Here is a 17,086-nt window from a genome sequence, read left to right as displayed (position 1 = left end):
GGAATCAACTGTTGGGGGTCTTGGTCGCCCACTCGTCGTTACGGGCGTTGCGATAAAGCTCCCAACCGAACGCTGCCGGCAACAGCAGCGCCTTGCCATCCTGGCTCACGCCATCGGCACTGGCCACCGCATCGAAACTGTAGCTTTCAATCCCCAACTGACGCAGGGTGCTGCGATCGACCGGCTGGGAACGATAGACCTGATAACAGTCGCGGTCGCGGCAGACCGTATCATTGGAACGAACCTGATGTCCGTCTTTGGTGGTCAGGCCACTGAACGGCTGACCTTGATAGAGTCGGTAGGTACCGTCTGCTGCGGCCAACCCCGGTACCATTAGGCAGACCCCAAGGGCCGCCATCGCGAGCGTTCTCATGCTGAGCACCTCCGTGAGTTACAACAGCATTAGGACGTAGCCACGGCGGTTAGTTCCGTGCTCCCGGCCTCAAGCAGTGACGCCGTAGCTATCACGATAGCTGCGAATCGCCGCCAGTTCTGCCTCAGAGCCGCCCTTTTCTTCGAGGAAAGTCACCAGATCATCCAGATTAATGATACTGATAACAGGCATGGCGTAGTCGCGCTCCACTTCCTGAATCGCCGACAGTTCACCCTGGCCTCGCTCCTGCCGATTGAGCGCGATTACCACTCCCGCCGGAGTGGCCCCGGCTTGCTCAATCAGAGTCATGACCTCACGAATGGCGGTACCGGCAGAGATCACGTCATCGACGATCAGCACCCGGCCCTTGAGCTCGGCTCCCACCAGATTACCGCCTTCACCGTGGTCTTTGGCTTCTTTGCGGTTGAACACATAGGGGACATCGCGACCGTGATCGTTGGCCAGCGCCACACAGGTGGTGGTTGCCAGCGGGATCCCTTTGTAGGCGGGGCCCAACATCACGTCAAACTCAACCCCAGCGTTCTCGATTGCCGCCGCATAATAGCGCCCCAGGCGGGCCAACGCTTCGCCGCTGTTAAACAGGCCCGCATTGAAAAAGTAGGGGCTGATCCGACCCGACTTTAACGTGAACTCGCCAAAGCGAAGGACGCCCCGTTCGATGGCAAACTCGATAAATTCACGTTGATACGCCTGCATGCCGACTCCCCTGCAACTCTAACCGATGAAAAATGGCTGCCTATAATACAACGAACCGCCCACCGCTCCCACGGCAAAGGCGGCCTGTATGTTTCAGTTTCCTTATCAAAGCGATACAATCGGCGCCTGCCTGCTCGTTCAGGTAGCCACCTAATAAGAATGGTATGAAGGTAGTCCCGGATGCGCGTAATCACGCTCAACGTACAAGGCATTAAAGAAGCTGCCGAGAAGGGCTTGTTCGACTGGATGATCGCCGAAGACGCCGACGTCTACTGCCTGCAGGATCTGCGGGCTAAAGAGTACGAGCTGGACGACGCCCTCTACCATCCCAACGGTTATTACCCCTATTTCTTCGATGCCTTTGAAGACGGCTACAGCGGTGTGGCGATCTACTGCAAGCAGCCCCCCAAGGCGATCATGACCGGCCTCGGCTTTGAAGAGTGCGATTTTCATGGGCGCTTTATCCAGGCCGACTACGACAAGGTCAGCATCGCCTCCATGGTGATCCCCTCGGGGCTCAAGGACGATGCCGCCCAGTCGCAGAAATTCCACTACATGGAGAACGTGCTGGGTCATCTGAAAAAGACCCTGCGCAAGCGGCGCCAGTTTATCTTCTGTGGCACCTGGAGCATCGCCCACAAGACCCTGGACCTCAGCAACTGGTACGTTAACCAGAAGAATTCCGGCTTCCTGCCGGAAGAGCGTCAGTGGCTGGACGTGGTTTTTGGCGAACTGGGTTATATCGACGCCTTCCGCGAAGTGAACCACGCTGATCATCAGTACACCTGGTGGCCGCCGTATAATCGCGCCTACTCCCTCAACGAAGGCGCCCGCATCGATTATCAGGTCACCACACCCGGGCTGCGCAAGACCATACGCGACGCCCGCATTCTGAAAGGCGTGCGTTTTTCCGAACACGCGCCACTGCTGATCGACTACAACCAGCCGCTGTAACAACCAGCCCGGCACAAAAAAGCCCCTCAGCGAGGGGCTTTTTGATTCGCTCTGGCGATGACGGTCAGGCGTCCAGCGCGGCCTGCTGCAACTTCACCAGCTCGGCGATACCGGTGCCCGCCAGATCCAGCATTTTATTCAGTTCGTCACGACTGAACGGCGCGCCCTCGGCGGTGCCCTGAACTTCAACCAGGCCACCGCTCGCAGTCATCACCACGTTCATATCGGTTTCCGCCTTGGAATCCTCGGCATAGTCGAGGTCCAGCACCGGCATCCCCTTGTAGACGCCCACCGAAACCGCCGCCAACAACTCCTTGAACGGATTGCCCTTCATCGCACCATTGCCGTTCTTGGCCAGCTGGCTGACCGCGTCACGCAGCGCTACGCAGGCCCCGGTGATCGCCGCGGTGCGGGTACCGCCGTCGGCCTGCAACACATCGCAATCAATGGTGATGGTATTCTCGCCCAGCCGCTCCAGATCCATGATCGCCCGCAACGAACGGCCGATCAGACGCTGAATCTCCACCGTCCGTCCGCCCTGACCGCCACGCGCTGCTTCCCGCGCCATACGACTACCGGTAGAGCGGGGCAACATACCGTACTCCGCCGTCACCCAGCCGGTACCGCTACCGCGCAGAAACCGGGGTACGCCACGCTCTACCGATGCGGTGCACAGCACCTTGGTGTCGCCAAACTCCACCAGCACCGAACCTTCGGCATGCTTGGTATAGTGGCGGGCAATGCGAACGTCGCGCAGCTGGTTCGGCTCGCGGCCGCTGGGACGCATCGCGTCCACGCCGAGATTCTTAAGCTGATCAGCGATGGTTGAATTCATGAGGATTCCTGTTGCTGGAAGATCAATTCGGTGACGGTCTGATAGAATAACGCCTTTCAGCCGCCCATTTTAATCGAGATCCAAGCCTATGACACGCAGTATGACCGCCTTCGCGCGTCAGCAGAGCGAACACCCCTGGGGTACCCTGGTATGGGAGATCCGCTCGGTCAACCACCGCTACCTCGAGCCCCACCTGCGCCTGCCGGAAAGTTTCCGGGAACTGGAGGGCACCGTGCGGGAACGGTTACGCAGCAAACTGCAGCGCGGCAAAGTAGAGTGCACCCTGCGCTTTCAGCCTGCGGAGCAGCAGAGCGGCGACCTGAGCGTCAATACCGCACTGGTGGCGCAATTAAAAACTGCAGCCGAGCAGGTTGCAGCCATGCTCAGCAACCCGGCCTCGATCAACCCACTCGAACTACTCCGCTGGCCGGGCGTGCTCAGCGAGCCCAGCATCGACATGAAAGCCCTGCTCGCCGCGGCACTCCAGACCTTCGATACCGCCGTAGATGAACTGATCGACAGCCGCGCCCGCGAAGGTCAGGAGCTGGCAGCACTGATCAACCAGCGCCTGGACGCGATCGACGCGGTGGTGGTGCAGGTGCGCGGACGGATGCCGGAGATCCTGCAGCGCCAACGTGACAACCTCCAAGCCAGACTCAACGAGATCCAGGGCGAACTCGACCCCGGTCGGGTAGAACAGGAACTGGTGCTGCTGGCCCAGAAAGCCGATGTCGACGAAGAGCTGGATCGCCTTCACACCCACGTCAACGAAGTACGCCGGGTGCTGGGGCAGAGCGGCGCCGTTGGCCGCCGGCTGGACTTCCTGATGCAGGAACTCAACCGCGAAGCCAACACCCTGTCATCCAAGTCGGTGGTCGCCGACACCACCCAATGCGCGGTCGAACTGAAAGTCCTGATCGAACAGATGCGCGAACAGATCCAGAATATCGAGTAACGAACCCCATGAGCCAAGGAACCCTTTACATCATCTCCGCCCCCTCCGGTGCCGGCAAAACCAGTCTGGTCAAGGCGTTGCTCGACCGCGACAAGCAGGTCTGCGTGTCGGTATCACACACCACCCGCGCGCCCCGTCCCGGCGAAGTGGACGGCTGGGATTACAACTTTATCGACCGCCAAAGCTTCGACCAGATGGTGGCCGACAATGCCTTTCTCGAACACGCCGAGGTATTCACCAACTGCTACGGCACCTCTCGCGCCTGGGTGGAGAACACGCTGGCCCAGGGGCGGGACGTGATTCTCGAGATCGACTGGCAAGGCGCACAGCAGGTACGCCAACTGATGCCGGAATCGGTATCGGTCTTTATCCTGCCGCCATCGCGGGAGGCGCTGGAGCAGCGACTGCAAAACCGCGGCCAGGACAGCGACGAGATCATTGCCCAGCGCATGAGCCAGGCAATCAGCGAAATGTCCCACTACGCCGAATACGATTTTCTGATCATCAATGATCAGTTCGAGCAGTCGCTGCAGGAGCTGGCCGCCGTGTTTCTGGCGCGGCGCCAACGGCTGGAAGTGCAGCGCCCACGCCACCAGCAAATGATCGACGCGCTCTTGTGCAGTAGCGGTAAGAGCGAGTAAACTGTCGTGCTACTCCGAATCCCCCGAACTGCAATTGACTGAGGTTATTCATGGCCCGCGTTACCGTTGAAGATTGTCTGGAAAACGTTGAGAACCGCTTTGAGCTGATCATGGTATCCGCCAAACGTGCTCGCCAATTGGCCACTGGCGGCAAAGAGCCCCACGTTGGCTGGGAGAACGACAAGCCGACCGTAGTCGCACTGCGCGAAATCGCTGAAGGCCACGTCGACGCCAGCATCCTGATCGAGCGCCCTGCCGATCTGGATGAGCTGATGGAGGAGACGCTTGAGGTTGAAGCTTAATCTCGGCACTCCTGCAGTACCGCCGGCCCACCCCAACCTTCGGGCCGGCTTTCTCACACCCGCACTACGGTAAGACCTGATGGCCGCCATTCGTGAATTGGCCGAACGTCTGACCGACTATCTCGGCGAAGAGCAGATCAACCAGGTCCGCCGCGCCTACTTTTATGCCGAGCAAGCGCACGATGGTCAGCGGCGCAAAAGCGGTGAGCCCTATGTCACCCACCCGCTAGCCGTTGCCTCAATTCTGGCCGAGATGAACATGGACTATCAAAGCCTGATGGCGGCGATGCTCCATGATGTGATCGAAGATACTCTGGTTGACAAGCAGGCTCTCAGCGACCAGTTCGGTGACACCGTTACCGGTATTGTCGACGGGGTCAGCAAGCTGACCCACCTGCACTTTGAAACCAAGGCCGAAGCCCAGGCAGAAAACTTCCAGAAAATGGTGATGGCGATGGCGGAGGATATCCGCGTCATCCTGGTCAAACTCGGCGACCGGCTGCACAACATGCGCACCCTCGGCGTTATGGCACCGGAAAAACAGCGCCGTATCGCCCGTGAAACTTTGGATATCTACGCCCCCATCGCCAGCCGCCTGGGGATGCACGACGTGCATGTCGAACTCGAAGATCTCGCCTTCCGCGCGTACTACCCGATGCGCTACAAGCATATCGGACGGGCGGTAAAACAGGCGCGCGGCAACCGGCGCGACATGATTGAACGGATCGAGAACACACTGACCGAAGCCCTCGAGCGGGAGGGACTGCCAGCCAAGGTCAGTGGGCGCCAAAAGCACCTGTACAGCATCTACCGCAAGATGGTGACCCAGAAGAAGTCGTTCGCAGAGATCATGGATGTGTTCGCGTTCCGCATCGTGACCGACAAGATCGACACCTGCTATCGGATTTTGGGCGCCGTTCATAACATATACAAGCCTGTTCCCGGCCGCTTCAAGGATTATATCGCGATCCCCAAGGCTAACGGCTATCAGTCGTTGCACACCGATCTGTTTGGTGCCCGTGATATCACCATCGAGGTACAGATCCGCACCCAGGAGATGGACGAAATCGCCAACGCCGGCATCGCCTCACACAGCAGCTACAAGGCCAGCGATAACAAGGCATCGCGGATCGAAGGCAGTTACAACCGCGCCCGCCAATGGGTGCAGGGACTGCTGGAGATGCAGAAACAGGCCGGCAGTTCAATGGAGTTTATTGAGAACGTCAAGATCGACCTGTTCCCCGACGAAGTCTACCTGTTCACTCCCAAAGGACGCATTTTTGAGCTACCTAAGGGAGCCACCCCGGTGGACTTCGCCTATGCAGTGCACACCGATATCGGCAACAGCTGCGTATCCTGTCGCATCAACCGCCGCCTGGCCCCCCTGAGCACCCCCCTGGAGAGTGGACAGACGGTGGAGATCATCACTGCCCCCGGCGCGCAGCCCAATACCGCCTGGCTGAACTTCGTTATTACCGGCAAGGCCCGCACCAACATTCGCCACTTCCTCAAGAACAAGCAGCGCGACGAATCGATCGCCCTCGGACGCCGGCTACTGAACCAATTCATGGCTAGCTTCGGTAGCTCAGTGGAGGAGATCCGCGCTCAGTCGCTGGCCAGCTATCTCGAGGAAAACAGCCTGCATGACCTCGACGAGCTGTTGATGGAGATCGGCCTCGGTAACCGGATGGCGTTCATGGTCGCCCAGCGGTTGCAGCCAGCCAACGAAGAGGAAGCGGAACAGGACGCCGAGTCGCCCAAACGTCCGCTCTCCATCAGTGGCAGCGAAGGGGTGGTGATGACCTATGCCCGCTGCTGCCACCCGATTCCGGGCGATCACATTCTGGGGCATATCAGTTCCGGCCGCGGCATCGTGGTTCACCGGGAAGACTGCCGCAATATTCACGAATTCCGCCAAGATCCAAAAAAATGCGTGTACCTGGACTGGGACCGTGACGTTGACGACGACTTTGAGGTCAGCCTGCGGATCGAGCTGGCCAGCCAGCGCGGCATCATCGCCTCGTTGGCCACCAAGGTATCAGCGGCGGGGGCTAACATCCGTCGCATCGACATTGACGAGAAAGAAGCCCGCCTCAGCACCGTTCATCTGGACATTTCGGTGCGCAGCCGGGTCCACCTGGCCCGGGTGATGAAGCGCATTCGCGCCATCAAATCGGTCAACCGCATTCTGCGCGCCTGATCGCGCGCCCTATCCACCACTGGTTACAGAGGATCATCATGAGCAATCGCGCCATTATCCAAACCGAACAGGCGCCGCAAGCGATCGGTACCTATTCCCAAGCGGTCAAAATCGGCGAAACCACCTACCTGTCGGGGCAGATCCCGCTGGTGCCGAGCACCATGGAGATGGTCGAAGGCGATTTTGAGGCCCAGGTGGTACAGGTATTCGAGAACCTTGCCGCGGTGTGTGAAGCTGCCGGCGGCACGCTGCAGCAGATCGTCAAACTGAACATTTTCCTCACCGATCTCAGCCACTTCGGCACTGTCAACGAGGTGATGTCACGCTACTTCACCCAACCCTACCCCGCCCGCGCCGCCATCGGCGTGGCTGAGTTACCCCGCGGAGCCGCCGTCGAGATGGACGGCGTACTGGTGACCCAGTAACGCCCGCTACCGCCCCCGCGCCGCGCCCTCCCGGCGCGGGTCTACCCCGCTGCGAAAGCGCCCGTCACGCAGCCGCTCAATGCCGTGCAGACCGCTGTTGAGGTCGCGCACTTTGATCTCATGCCCACGCGCCTGCAGGGCATCGGCCAACCCTTCGGCCGCCGTTCCCTGTTCCAGCTCGGTGACGCCGTTGCGGTTGCTGACGTGCGGGAGCGACACCGCATCCTGAACCGACTCCCCGGCCACCAGATTGGCCAGCAGGGCCTGGGTCACGTAGTTGATGATCCGACTACCCCCGGGAGAGCCCAGCAACAGCTTCAGACGGCGATCACTATCGAGCACAATCACTGGTGTCATTGAGCTGCGCGGCCGCTTACCCGGCTGCACCCGGTTGGCCACCGGTGCGCCATCGCGCTCAGCTACGAAGCTAAAATCGGTCAGTTGGTTGTTGAGCAGAAAGCCGCCAACCATCAGGGTTGAACCAAACGCCATCTCGATACTGCTGGTCATCGATAGCGCATTTCCTTCAGCGTCTACGATCACCAGATGGGTGGTGGAGGGCCGCTCCGGCGAACGGCCAACTTGCCCGGCCAGCCCCGGCAGTTCTCCGGCCACTGCGGTGCCCATATCACGCTCACGGTTGATCAACCGCCCCCGCTCGCGCAGATAGGCGCTGTCCAACAGTGCCGTTACCGGCACCCGCACATGATCCCGATCGGCCAGGTAGCGGGCCCGGTCGGCATAGGCCAGCCGTGCGGCCTGGGTCAGCAGGTGGGCATAGGCCGCACTCTCGGGCGCCAGATCGATGAGGCCAAACCGGCTGAGGAGCCCCAGCATCTGCAGCAGCGCGACGCCGCCAGAGGTCGGTGGCGGCATACTGCACACTTCGTACTGGCGAAAATCACGGCACAACGGTTCGCGCTCACGCGCCTCATAGGCGGCCAGATCAGCCAGACTGAGCAGGCCGGGATTCTCCGCCGATCGCACCGCTGCGACCATATCTTCAGCCAGAGGGCCGGTATAAAAAGCGTCCGCGCCTTCACGGGCGATCAACTCCAGCGTTCTCGCCAACGCCTCATTGCGCAGCAGGTGACCGACCGGTAGCGGCTCGCCATTGTCGAGAAAAAAATAGTTGCGGCTGGAGGGGGTGTTCGCCAGCCCCGGATTGATACCGCTGGCAATCGACTGGTGCAGCCGGGGTGTCACTTCGAAACCCAGCCGCGAGCGCTCAATGGCATCGGCGAACAAGGACTCCCAGGGTAAGCGGCCAAACTGCCGCTGAGCCACCTCCAGCATACGCACCACCCCGGGGACCCCCACCGCACGACCACCGACCAGCGCCTGCCAAAAATCCATCGGCTCGCCGTCCCCTCGCACGAACAGTGCTTCGTTCGCAGCCATGGGCGCGGTCTCGCGACCATCATAAGCGTGAGCACGGCGCTGCCTGGCGTCCCAGTAAAGTAAAAACGCGCCGCCGCCCAACCCCGATGATTGCGGCTCCACCAGGGTCAGCATCGCCTGCACCGCAACCGCCGCATCGAGCGCACTGCCACCGGCTTCCAGCACCCGCAACCCCGCATCCGAAGCGAGCGGATGCGCGCTCACCACCAGCATCTTATCCGCCACCACTTCGGCCGGCCGGAACACGCCGCTGCCACCCTCCGGTGCCAGATCCTCTACCACCGCCGTCGCGCGCAGCGCCCACATCAGTAGCCACAGTCCAACCAACCACTTCATTGTCCGACCTCTCCACTCAAGCTTGCGACAGCGTCGCCGATATCTTGTACCATGACCTGAATCGCAACCGATGTAGCATAGTCAGCCCCGAACGCCGAGGCTAACTTGACGCTGCAAATCAGCAGCAACTAGGATTGCTACATAAGCTCAACCCGATTTAACCGAGAGCCCCATCATGGCAGACCACTCCTTTCGTCTGGCAATGCTTAGCGACAACGAAGGCCGGGTGCTGGTTTTGCTGCCCCGTGATCGCCTGCTCAACCTTGCGAGCATCTGGAAGCACAGCAACCGCCACCTGCACCCACTGTCCGCGCATGACGCGCAGAAGTTCTTTGCCCAGAGCGGGCTCAACACCGACAGCGGCCTGAAGAAACTGTTCGGCCTGCCGGTCTTTCTGGATGCCGACTCCCAAGTGGGTCAGTCGCTGCATATCTGGGAATCATCCAGCGGTTGGGAAGCGGAGATTCCGGTAGAACTGATCGATCACGCCGAAACCCTGCGCCTGGGACTGACCACCGAAAGCATTGATGCCAAACAGCCCGAGGGCGACGACGTCACCGTTATCACCCGCGCGGTAGAAAAGTTCACCGCACTGCGGATCAAACAGCGACTGGAGGACACTCTCGGCCTGCCAACACTGCCGCCGACCGCGCAAAAGGTGATCATGCTGCGCAGCGACCCCAACAGCGGAGTCGATGATCTGATCCCGATCGTCAAGTTCGATCCCAGTCTGTCGGCACAGGTAATGAGCTGGGCGGCATCGCCCTTCTACGCCGCACCCGGCGGGATCAATTCGATCCAGGATGCCATCGTGCGGGTGCTGGGATTCGACCTGGTAGTCAATCTGGCGCTCGGTATCGCCATGGGCAAAACCCTCAAAATACCGGAGGATACACCCCGCGGTGCTACGCCTTACTGGGTTCAGGCGGTGTACTGCGCCACTCTGTCGGAACGACTGGTCAAAATGATGCCGGTCGATATCCGCCCTCGCGGTGGTCTGGCCTACCTGTCAGGCTTGCTGCACAACTTCGGCTATCTGGCGCTGGCACACATCTTCCCACCCCATTTCTCGCTGGTATCTCGCTACGTGGAAGCCAATCCCCACCTGCCTCATGAATACGTGGAGAAGCAGGTGATCAACGTGACCCGGGAGCAGGTCGGTGCCTGGCTGATGGAGATCTGGAAGTTGCCGGACGAAGTCTGCCGCGCCATTCGCTATCAGAGCGATCTCAGCTACACCGGCGAGCACCGCCAGTATGCAATGATCGTCAACCTGGCCCAACGGGTGATGCGTCAGAACGGTATCGGTGACGGCCCGGTCGGTGAGATTCCGCCCCAGTTGCTGGAAGAGCTGAGTCTTGAGCCGCAACAGCTGCAGGCGGCATTTGACCAGATCCACAACCGGGGCGACGAACTGAAAGAGATCACCCAGCTGATGAAAGTCAGCTGATACGGGCAGCGCTCAGGGCGATTCCTTGAGCGCCGCCTCCAGCAGTTCCAACTCCTCGCAACCCGCCAGCCACTGCTCCTCAACCTGCTCGGCCTCACGGCTTAGCCGGGTTTGTTCGTCGAGTAGCTGACGCAGGGTGTGTTTTTGCTCGTCACTGTACAACGCGCTATCTGCCAATCGCTGCTCCAACGCCGACTGCTGTTGATGCAATTGGTCCAGCCGGGATTCCAGTGTGGTCACCCGCTTGCGTAGCGGACTGAGTTGTTTACGCCGTTCCGCATCCTGACGTTTACGCTCTTTGCGTGCCTGCGCCGATTCCCCCTGACGCTGCTCCTCTCCGTTATCCGAAGCACTGGCTGCATCCAGTTGGCGATTACGCTCACTCAACCAGCGGGCATAATCATCCAGATCACCGTCAAAGGGCTGTACCTGACCGTCGCATACCAGCAGAAACTCGTCGACACAGTTGCGCAACAGGTGGCGATCGTGGGACACCAGAATCAGCGTGCCGGGGAACCCTTGCAGCGCCAGCGTCAACGCGTGGCGGACCTCCAGATCCAGGTGGTTGGTGGGTTCGTCCATCAACAGCAGGTTCGGCTTCTGCCAGGCGATCAGGGCTAACGCAAGACGCGCCTTCTCTCCGCCGGAGAAATGGCGCACCGGATCCAGCGCATCATCACCATGAAAACCGAAACTGCCGACGAAATCCCGCAGCTGCTGATCACTGACATTTGGTGCCATGCGCTGCAAATGCAGCAGCGGCGAGGCGTCCAGATCGAGCGCCTCCAACTGGTGCTGGGCAAAGTAACCGACCCGCAGATTGGCCCCTTCGTTGCGCTCGCCGCTCAGCAGCGCCAGTTCCCCCATCAAGGTCTTGATCAGCGTCGATTTGCCGGCACCGTTCGGGCCCAGCAAGCCAATTCGCTGATCCGGCTGCAAGCTAAGGGTGCAGCTGTCGATCACCGTCGCACCCGCGTATCCCAGTGCTGCATGACGCAAACTGAGCAGCGGCGTTGACACCTTGTCGGCAGCACTAAAACGGAAGCTGAACGGCGAATCAACGTGAGCCGGCGCAATCAGCTCCATCCGCTCCAGCTCCTTGATCCGGCTCTGCGCCTGCTTCGCCTTGGAGGCCTTGGCCTTGAACCGGCGGACGAAAGACTCGATCTCGGCGACTCGCTGCTGCTGCTTCTGAAACGCCGATTGCTGCTGCGCCAACCGCTCGGCCCGCGCGCGCTCAAAGGCGCTGTAGTTACCCCGATAGAGAGTCAGCTGGCGCTGCTCCAGGTGGGCGATGTGGGTCACCACCCGATCGAGGAAATCCCGATCGTGAGAGATCAGCATCAGAGTGCCGGGATAGCTGATCAGCCACTGCTCCAGCCACAAGGTGGCGTCAAGGTCGAGGTGGTTAGTCGGTTCATCCAGCAACAGCAGGTCGGAGCGGCACATCAGCGCCTGAGCCAGATTCAGGCGAATCCGCCAGCCACCGGAAAAATCGGCCACCGGCCGGCCCAGCTCCGCATCACTGAACCCGAGCCCGTGCAGAAGCTGGCGCGCGCGGGCATCGGCACTGTAGCCGCCGATATTATCCAGTTGGGCATGCAGCTCCCCCAGCCGGGCCGGATCATCGCTTTGTTCGGCCACGCTGATCGCCTGCTGCAGCTGACGCAGTTCCGCATCGCCGTCGAGCACGTAATCCACCGCCGAGCGATCGAGCACGGCGACTTCCTGGGCCATATGGGCGATCTGCCAGCCTGCCGGAATGCGCAGGTCGCCGCCATCGACGTGCAAACCGCTCAGCAGCAGTTGAAACAGGCTCGACTTACCACAACCGTTGGCGCCGATGAGGCCAACCTTCTGCCCCGGGTGAACACGCAAGTCCACCCGTTCCAGCAATAGGTTCTTGCCCCGTTGTAACGAGAGTTGAATGAGTTCGATCATGGCGCGCAAGTCTACCACAGTGCAATGGCCCTCAGCGCGGCTTTGCAGGCTGGCCCTCAACGGAACTTTACGGTTACACTGGCCTCAACTCTAAGGTAATGAGTTCGCTGCCGTTAGCGGCAGTTGAGGCATCAAATGCATGCAATTAAGGACCTCCAATGAAAAAACATCTGTTGGTAGGCGCCATCACCGGTGCTCTGCTTTCCTCTCCTCTGGTCCAGGCTGCCGAGCTGGACACTCTCGATCAGAAAATCAGCTACATCATGGGCCTTGACGTTGCCACACGTATGGACGGCATCGGCTTTAATCTCGACATTGACGCATTCAAGCAGGGCCTGAAAGAACTGGACGGTGATCGCAGCCTGTCTGATGACATCATTCAGCAGGCGATGCAGGCAGCCCAGGAGCGTTATCAGGAGCGCCAGCAGGCAATGGTGCTGGAACGCGCTGAGGCTAACCAGAAACTCGGCGCCGAGTTCCTGGCCAGCAATGCCAGCAAAGAGGGTGTCGTCACCACGGACAGCGGCCTGCAGTACAAGGTAATCAGTGAAGGCAGCGGGCCGATGCCGGCAGCGACCGACACCGTGCGGGTTCACTACCGCGGCACGCTGGTGGACGGCACCGAGTTCGACAGCTCATACAAGCACGGCGGCCCGGCCACCTTCCCGCTGAACGGCGTCATCCCCGGCTGGACCGAGGGCCTTCAGCTGATCAAACAGGGCTCCAAGGCAGAGTTCTATATTCCGGCCGAACTGGCCTACGGCAATCACGGCATGGGGCAACTGATCGGTCCTAACGCTACCCTGATCTTTGAAGTTGAACTGCTGGAAATCAATCCGGCCCAGTAAGATCTGCGATCCCGGTTCAGCGCCGCCTGAACCGGGTCTGTTCCCGCCATATCCCAGATTCAGTTACCTAGCTGATTCACAAAGCCATTGGACCCCAGCGCAAAATAGCGATTGCCGCCGCCGAAGCCAACCGCATAGACGGTGGCACTGGTAGGTCGGAAGGGATCGCGTTTGTGCAGTGTCCAGCGCTTGAGCTCACGCCCGTCACTGACATTCCACAACTGCACCAGTCCGGCGCTGGTGCCGGTAAGCAGGCGATCACTGTTGGGCGAAAATACAGCCGCGGTGTAGGTAATCCGTTGCGGCAGCAGTGACTCGTCGGTAGTCAGGGTCTGGGTTATCTGGCCACTGTCGGTACGCCAGATCAACGCCTTGTCCAGCTGACCCGCGCTGAAGGCGTAATCACCGCTGGGAGAGAGCGCCACCGTATTCACCCCGTTGCCATGAGGCTGCTGCTGGAGCATCTCGCCGCTGGCCAGACTCCATAACCGCGCATGGTTGTCGTCGCCACCAGTCAACGCCAGGGTGCCGTCATCGCTGATCGCCACTGCACGCACCCGACCCTGATGGCGAACCGTCTGGCGTACGCCGCCATTTTTAATGTCGAACAACACCGCCGTATGGTCGGCAAGCCCCAACAGCGCCAGATTGCCGCCAGGGCCCAGATCCGCCGCCAGTATCTCCGCCGGCGCATTCCAGTACCACACCGGCTGACCATCGTTGACCTGCCACAGCACCAGGTCCTGGGGGCCGGCAGTCACAGCAAAGTCACCTTCGGGTGAGAACGCTGTCGCCACCAGATTGGTGTAATCGCCCTGCTGATGGTTCCAGTTGTAGAGTCGTTCGTTCCGATTGATGTCCCAGAGGCTGCCGCCATGCTGGATCGAGCCCACTACGCCGTAACTGGCATCGGGCGAAAGGGCGGCGGTATAAGTACCCTGCACCGCGTATTCGGCATAGCCGAGCGGGTCATCGCCCTGACCACAGCCGGCCAACAGCAGCGGTGAGAACAGCAGTGCACTCCATGCCCGCATCAACGCATCTCCGGTGGGGTTAGAGGCGATCCTTGTGCGCGGTGTGAAGGCGCTCGATCAGGTTGTCTTCCAGTTCGAAACGCTCGGCCAGCACCTCTCCAAGGCGGGAAAGGCGCTCGCCAAGGTGAGAAGCATCCTGCAGCGTCAGTGAGTCAACCTCGGAGAACTGGTCGTTAAAGCTCAGCACCTCGTCGGTGGTTGCCTGCAGTTTCGGATCGAGCTCGCGGGCCAGCTCGATGCCGCCATCATTAAAACTGTCGGCTTCTGCCAGCAGGTGTTCATACACCCCAAAGTGCCAGGACGACACATAGTCCACCAGCACTTCGCAAAAGCCCTGTAACGACGGAGCAACATCCTTATCCAGAGTGAGCTGTGGCAAGCCAATGAACCGACTCAGCAGGTCCTGACGTTCGTGCAACCAGCGGTCGATCAATTCACTGACGCCGCCCCAGCGCTCGCGGGCATCCAAGCATTTTTCCAGCATGATTACAGCTCCATGGTTTGCGCCCCGACGAAGGACGGTGGCTGAAGCCCAATACTAGCGCCATCACAAATGCGTTAGCAACCGAACACGTATCATGGACAAGCAGTTACGCCGCTATATACTGAGTTTCCATCGAATCAACAGCAAGGAAACCGATCGATGAATCGCGCGTTACAACATCTTTTTCTGACGCTGGCTCTGCTGACAGGGGCCGCTCAGGCACTGGCCGCAGAAAGCGCACCTGACCGTTATGTGGAATATGTTGAGCTCAACCCGCCCTTTATCGCCAATTACGGCGGGCCCGGGCCACTCAAGTACGTCAAGGCCGAGGTGTCGATCAAAGTGGTCAGCCGTGACGGTGAGGTCAACACCAAGCATCATCAGGCGCAGATCCGCAACGCCATCGTGATGCTGCTGAGCTCACAAACCGACGATACGGTATCCACCGCCGCCGGGCGCGAGCGCATTCGTATTCAAGCGCTGGAAGCCGTGCGCCAGATCATGGTGCAGGAGTACGGTGAAACCGGTTACGACATGATCGGCGATCTGCTGTTCACCAGCTTCGTGATCCAGAACTGAGTCGACCGCGTCAACGACTGATATACGCGGCCAGAAACTGGTCGAAGTCGCCCTCGGACTCTTGTTCGAGGGCTCTCTGTTCGGCCAGCGACTCGGCCGCCATCTGGGTCAACTCGGCGGCAACCTCATCCCCCAGCGCAGCCCCCTCGAGTCGTTCGCGGTGCTGCCGTGACAGATCCAGCATCGCTTGGTTATAGCTCTGGCCATGCTCGCGCATGTAAGCCAGCAGGCGCGCCGATGGCGTCAGCGCGCTGTCGTCTACCTTGGCCCGCTGAACCGTCAGTGCGTCACGGTAGGCACCGCCTCCGTGAGCCGCATCCAGGGCTTCAGCCACAGGCACCATCTCCTCCAGCAGTCGGTGCGCCCATTGCTGCATCGGCTCGGTGCCCGCCCCCCGCATCAGCGTCAGACCGGGTTCCCGGCCCCGGCGCACCACCCGCAGCAGGTTGTCCTTGACCTGATCGCACTCCTCACCTTCGATGTAGGGGGCGTCAGTCAGCAGGCAATGCAGCAGAAAGCAATCGGTGAAACGTGCCTGGGCGGCGTCGATGCCTCCGGCAATGAACGGGTTGATATCGACGTTGCGCACTTCCACGTATTCCACCCCGCGGGCACGGATCGCCTGCAACGGGCGCTCGCCGCTGGCGGCCACCCGCTTGGGGCGAATATCGCTGTAGTACTCGTTTTCGATCTGCAACAGATTGGTGTTCAACTGGCGATAGTGGCCATCCACCTTGACCCCGATCTGCTGATACTGGGGGTAGGGCCGTGCGATGGCATCGGACAGGGTGTGAACGTAATTATCCAGAGTGTTGTAACAGACGTTCAGGGTCGACTGGGCACGGTTCGAATAGCCCAGGTCGCTCATCCGCAAACTGGTAGCGTAGGGGCCGTACAGGGTATCGTCGTCAAACTGCTCCAGCCCATGGGGGCGATCAGCGACAAAACGGCGATCCAGTGCCGGCGAGGCACCGAACAGATAGATCAGCAGCCAGGAGTGGCGGCGAAAGTTACGAATCAGGCCGAAGTACCGCGCCGAGCGGTATGCCTGATTGCTAAGCGGACTACCATCCATCTGCTTCAGCAGCGGCCATAACTCTTCGGGGGCGGAAAAATTGTAGTGGATCCCGGCGATCGATTGCATCACCCGGCCATAACGATACTCCAGCCCCACGCGGTAGATATGCTTGAGTCTGCCGATATGGGAGCGGCCGTAGTCGGCGATAGTCACCTCGGCCGGGTCATCGATCCGACAGGGCATGCTGCCACCCCAGATGGTTTCGCTGCCCAGGTGCTGATAGGTATAGCGGTGGAGGTCGTCAAGGTAGTTCAGCATCGCATCGATATCGCGATAAACCGGGGTAATGAACTCCAGCAACGCCTCGGAATAATCGGTCGTGATCCGCGGATGGGTCAGTGCCGAACCCAACGCCTGCGGATGGGGCTGAGATGAGATGCGCCCCTCCGGCGACACCCGTAATCCCTCTTTCTCGACCCCATGCCGGATCGAGGCCAACAGATCGATCTGGCCACTATCGGCCAGATGCTGCAGGCTGCGTTGCAACTGTTGAGACATAAGCTACCACTTAATCAACACCGGCCCGCAAAGGG

17 protein-coding genes are annotated in these 17,086 nt (G+C 60.2%); 9 read left to right on the top strand and 8 right to left on the bottom strand.

Annotation, left to right across the window (positions count from 1 at the left end; genetic code table 11):
* Positions 1 to 4: 4 nt before the first annotated feature.
* Positions 5 to 373, bottom strand: a complete 369-nt coding sequence (locus JJQ76_RS12755) for a hypothetical protein (RefSeq protein WP_210397242.1) — start codon at positions 371 to 373, stop codon at positions 5 to 7.
* A gap of 69 nt (positions 374 to 442) precedes the next feature.
* The gene (gene pyrE, locus JJQ76_RS12750) at positions 443 to 1,090 is read right to left on the bottom strand and encodes an orotate phosphoribosyltransferase (protein WP_210397241.1); all 648 of its coding nucleotides are present in this window, start codon (positions 1,088 to 1,090) and stop codon (positions 443 to 445) included.
* A 180-nt stretch (positions 1,091 to 1,270) separates the two neighbouring features.
* On the opposite strand from pyrE, the gene JJQ76_RS12745 reads away from it, so the two are divergent.
* A complete protein-coding gene (locus JJQ76_RS12745) occupies positions 1,271 to 2,044 on the top strand; it encodes an exodeoxyribonuclease III (RefSeq protein ID WP_210397240.1) in 774 nt (257 codons plus the stop codon).
* A gap of 64 nt (positions 2,045 to 2,108) precedes the next feature.
* Here JJQ76_RS12745 and rph read toward each other — a convergent pair whose 3' ends face one another.
* Positions 2,109 to 2,879 (bottom strand): ribonuclease PH, encoded by a 771-nt coding sequence (gene rph / locus JJQ76_RS12740; protein ID WP_281412003.1) that lies wholly within the window; start codon positions 2,877 to 2,879, stop codon positions 2,109 to 2,111.
* Positions 2,880 to 2,967: 88 nt separating this feature from the next.
* Here rph and JJQ76_RS12735 point away from each other — a divergent pair, with 88 nt between their 5' ends.
* The 5 genes from JJQ76_RS12735 (at position 2,968) to JJQ76_RS12715 (ending at position 7,402) form a co-directional block, all read left to right on the top strand.
* Positions 2,968 to 3,834 (top strand): YicC/YloC family endoribonuclease, encoded by an 867-nt coding sequence (locus JJQ76_RS12735; RefSeq protein ID WP_210397239.1) that lies wholly within the window; start codon positions 2,968 to 2,970, stop codon positions 3,832 to 3,834.
* 8 nt (positions 3,835 to 3,842) lie between these two features.
* Positions 3,843 to 4,475 carry a guanylate kinase gene (gene gmk / locus JJQ76_RS12730; RefSeq protein WP_210397238.1) on the top strand — a complete coding sequence of 211 codons (633 nt, stop codon included), beginning with the start codon at positions 3,843 to 3,845 and terminating at the stop codon, positions 4,473 to 4,475.
* A gap of 50 nt (positions 4,476 to 4,525) precedes the next feature.
* Complete coding sequence (gene rpoZ / locus JJQ76_RS12725; protein WP_210397237.1) at positions 4,526 to 4,777, top strand: DNA-directed RNA polymerase subunit omega; 252 nt, start codon at positions 4,526 to 4,528, stop codon at positions 4,775 to 4,777.
* Between the two features lie 79 nt (positions 4,778 to 4,856).
* Positions 4,857 to 6,977, top strand: coding sequence for a bifunctional GTP diphosphokinase/guanosine-3',5'-bis pyrophosphate 3'-pyrophosphohydrolase (gene spoT / locus JJQ76_RS12720; protein ID WP_210397236.1), 2,121 nt, complete (start codon positions 4,857 to 4,859; stop codon positions 6,975 to 6,977).
* 38 nt (positions 6,978 to 7,015) lie between these two features.
* Positions 7,016 to 7,402 carry a RidA family protein gene (locus tag JJQ76_RS12715; protein WP_210397235.1) on the top strand — a complete coding sequence of 129 codons (387 nt, stop codon included), beginning with the start codon at positions 7,016 to 7,018 and terminating at the stop codon, positions 7,400 to 7,402.
* 6 nt (positions 7,403 to 7,408) lie between these two features.
* Here JJQ76_RS12715 and ggt read toward each other — a convergent pair whose 3' ends face one another.
* On the bottom strand, positions 7,409 to 9,139 hold the full coding sequence (ggt, locus tag JJQ76_RS12710) for a gamma-glutamyltransferase (RefSeq protein WP_210397234.1): 1,731 nt from the start codon (positions 9,137 to 9,139) through the stop codon (positions 7,409 to 7,411).
* A 175-nt stretch (positions 9,140 to 9,314) separates the two neighbouring features.
* Between ggt and JJQ76_RS12705 the strand changes: the two genes are divergently transcribed.
* Positions 9,315 to 10,589: an HDOD domain-containing protein gene (locus tag JJQ76_RS12705; RefSeq protein ID WP_210397233.1), complete on the top strand. Its 1,275-nt coding sequence runs from the start codon at positions 9,315 to 9,317 to the stop codon at positions 10,587 to 10,589.
* Between the two features lie 12 nt (positions 10,590 to 10,601).
* Here the strand turns inward: JJQ76_RS12705 and JJQ76_RS12700 are convergent, their stop codons facing one another.
* Positions 10,602 to 12,530, bottom strand: a complete 1,929-nt coding sequence (locus JJQ76_RS12700) for an ATP-binding cassette domain-containing protein (protein ID WP_210397232.1) — start codon at positions 12,528 to 12,530, stop codon at positions 10,602 to 10,604.
* 158 nt (positions 12,531 to 12,688) lie between these two features.
* Between JJQ76_RS12700 and bamJ the strand changes: the two genes are divergently transcribed.
* Positions 12,689 to 13,378: a BamJ family beta-barrel-assembly machinery protein gene (gene bamJ, locus JJQ76_RS12695; protein ID WP_210397231.1), complete on the top strand. Its 690-nt coding sequence runs from the start codon at positions 12,689 to 12,691 to the stop codon at positions 13,376 to 13,378.
* A 59-nt stretch (positions 13,379 to 13,437) separates the two neighbouring features.
* On the opposite strand, the gene JJQ76_RS12690 is transcribed toward bamJ, so the two are convergent.
* Positions 13,438 to 14,412, bottom strand: a complete 975-nt coding sequence (locus JJQ76_RS12690) for a WD40 repeat domain-containing protein (RefSeq protein ID WP_210397230.1) — start codon at positions 14,410 to 14,412, stop codon at positions 13,438 to 13,440.
* Positions 14,413 to 14,431: 19 nt separating this feature from the next.
* Complete coding sequence (gene rsd, locus JJQ76_RS12685; RefSeq protein WP_210397229.1) at positions 14,432 to 14,896, bottom strand: sigma D regulator; 465 nt, start codon at positions 14,894 to 14,896, stop codon at positions 14,432 to 14,434.
* Between the two features lie 159 nt (positions 14,897 to 15,055).
* On the opposite strand from rsd, the gene JJQ76_RS12680 reads away from it, so the two are divergent.
* The gene (locus JJQ76_RS12680) at positions 15,056 to 15,475 is read left to right on the top strand and encodes a flagellar basal body-associated FliL family protein (protein ID WP_210397228.1); all 420 of its coding nucleotides are present in this window, start codon (positions 15,056 to 15,058) and stop codon (positions 15,473 to 15,475) included.
* Positions 15,476 to 15,485: 10 nt separating this feature from the next.
* On the opposite strand, the gene gshA is transcribed toward JJQ76_RS12680, so the two are convergent.
* Complete coding sequence (gene gshA / locus JJQ76_RS12675; RefSeq protein ID WP_210397227.1) at positions 15,486 to 17,051, bottom strand: glutamate--cysteine ligase; 1,566 nt, start codon at positions 17,049 to 17,051, stop codon at positions 15,486 to 15,488.
* Positions 17,052 to 17,086: the final 35 nt, after the last annotated feature.

It is taken from the genome of Motiliproteus sediminis, assembly GCF_017912535.1.
In the GTDB taxonomy this organism is placed as follows: Bacteria; Pseudomonadota; Gammaproteobacteria; order Pseudomonadales; family Balneatricaceae; genus Motiliproteus; species Motiliproteus sediminis.
The sequence above is the reverse complement of the archived record's forward strand: the minus strand, read 5'-3'. Positions and strand labels throughout refer to the sequence as shown.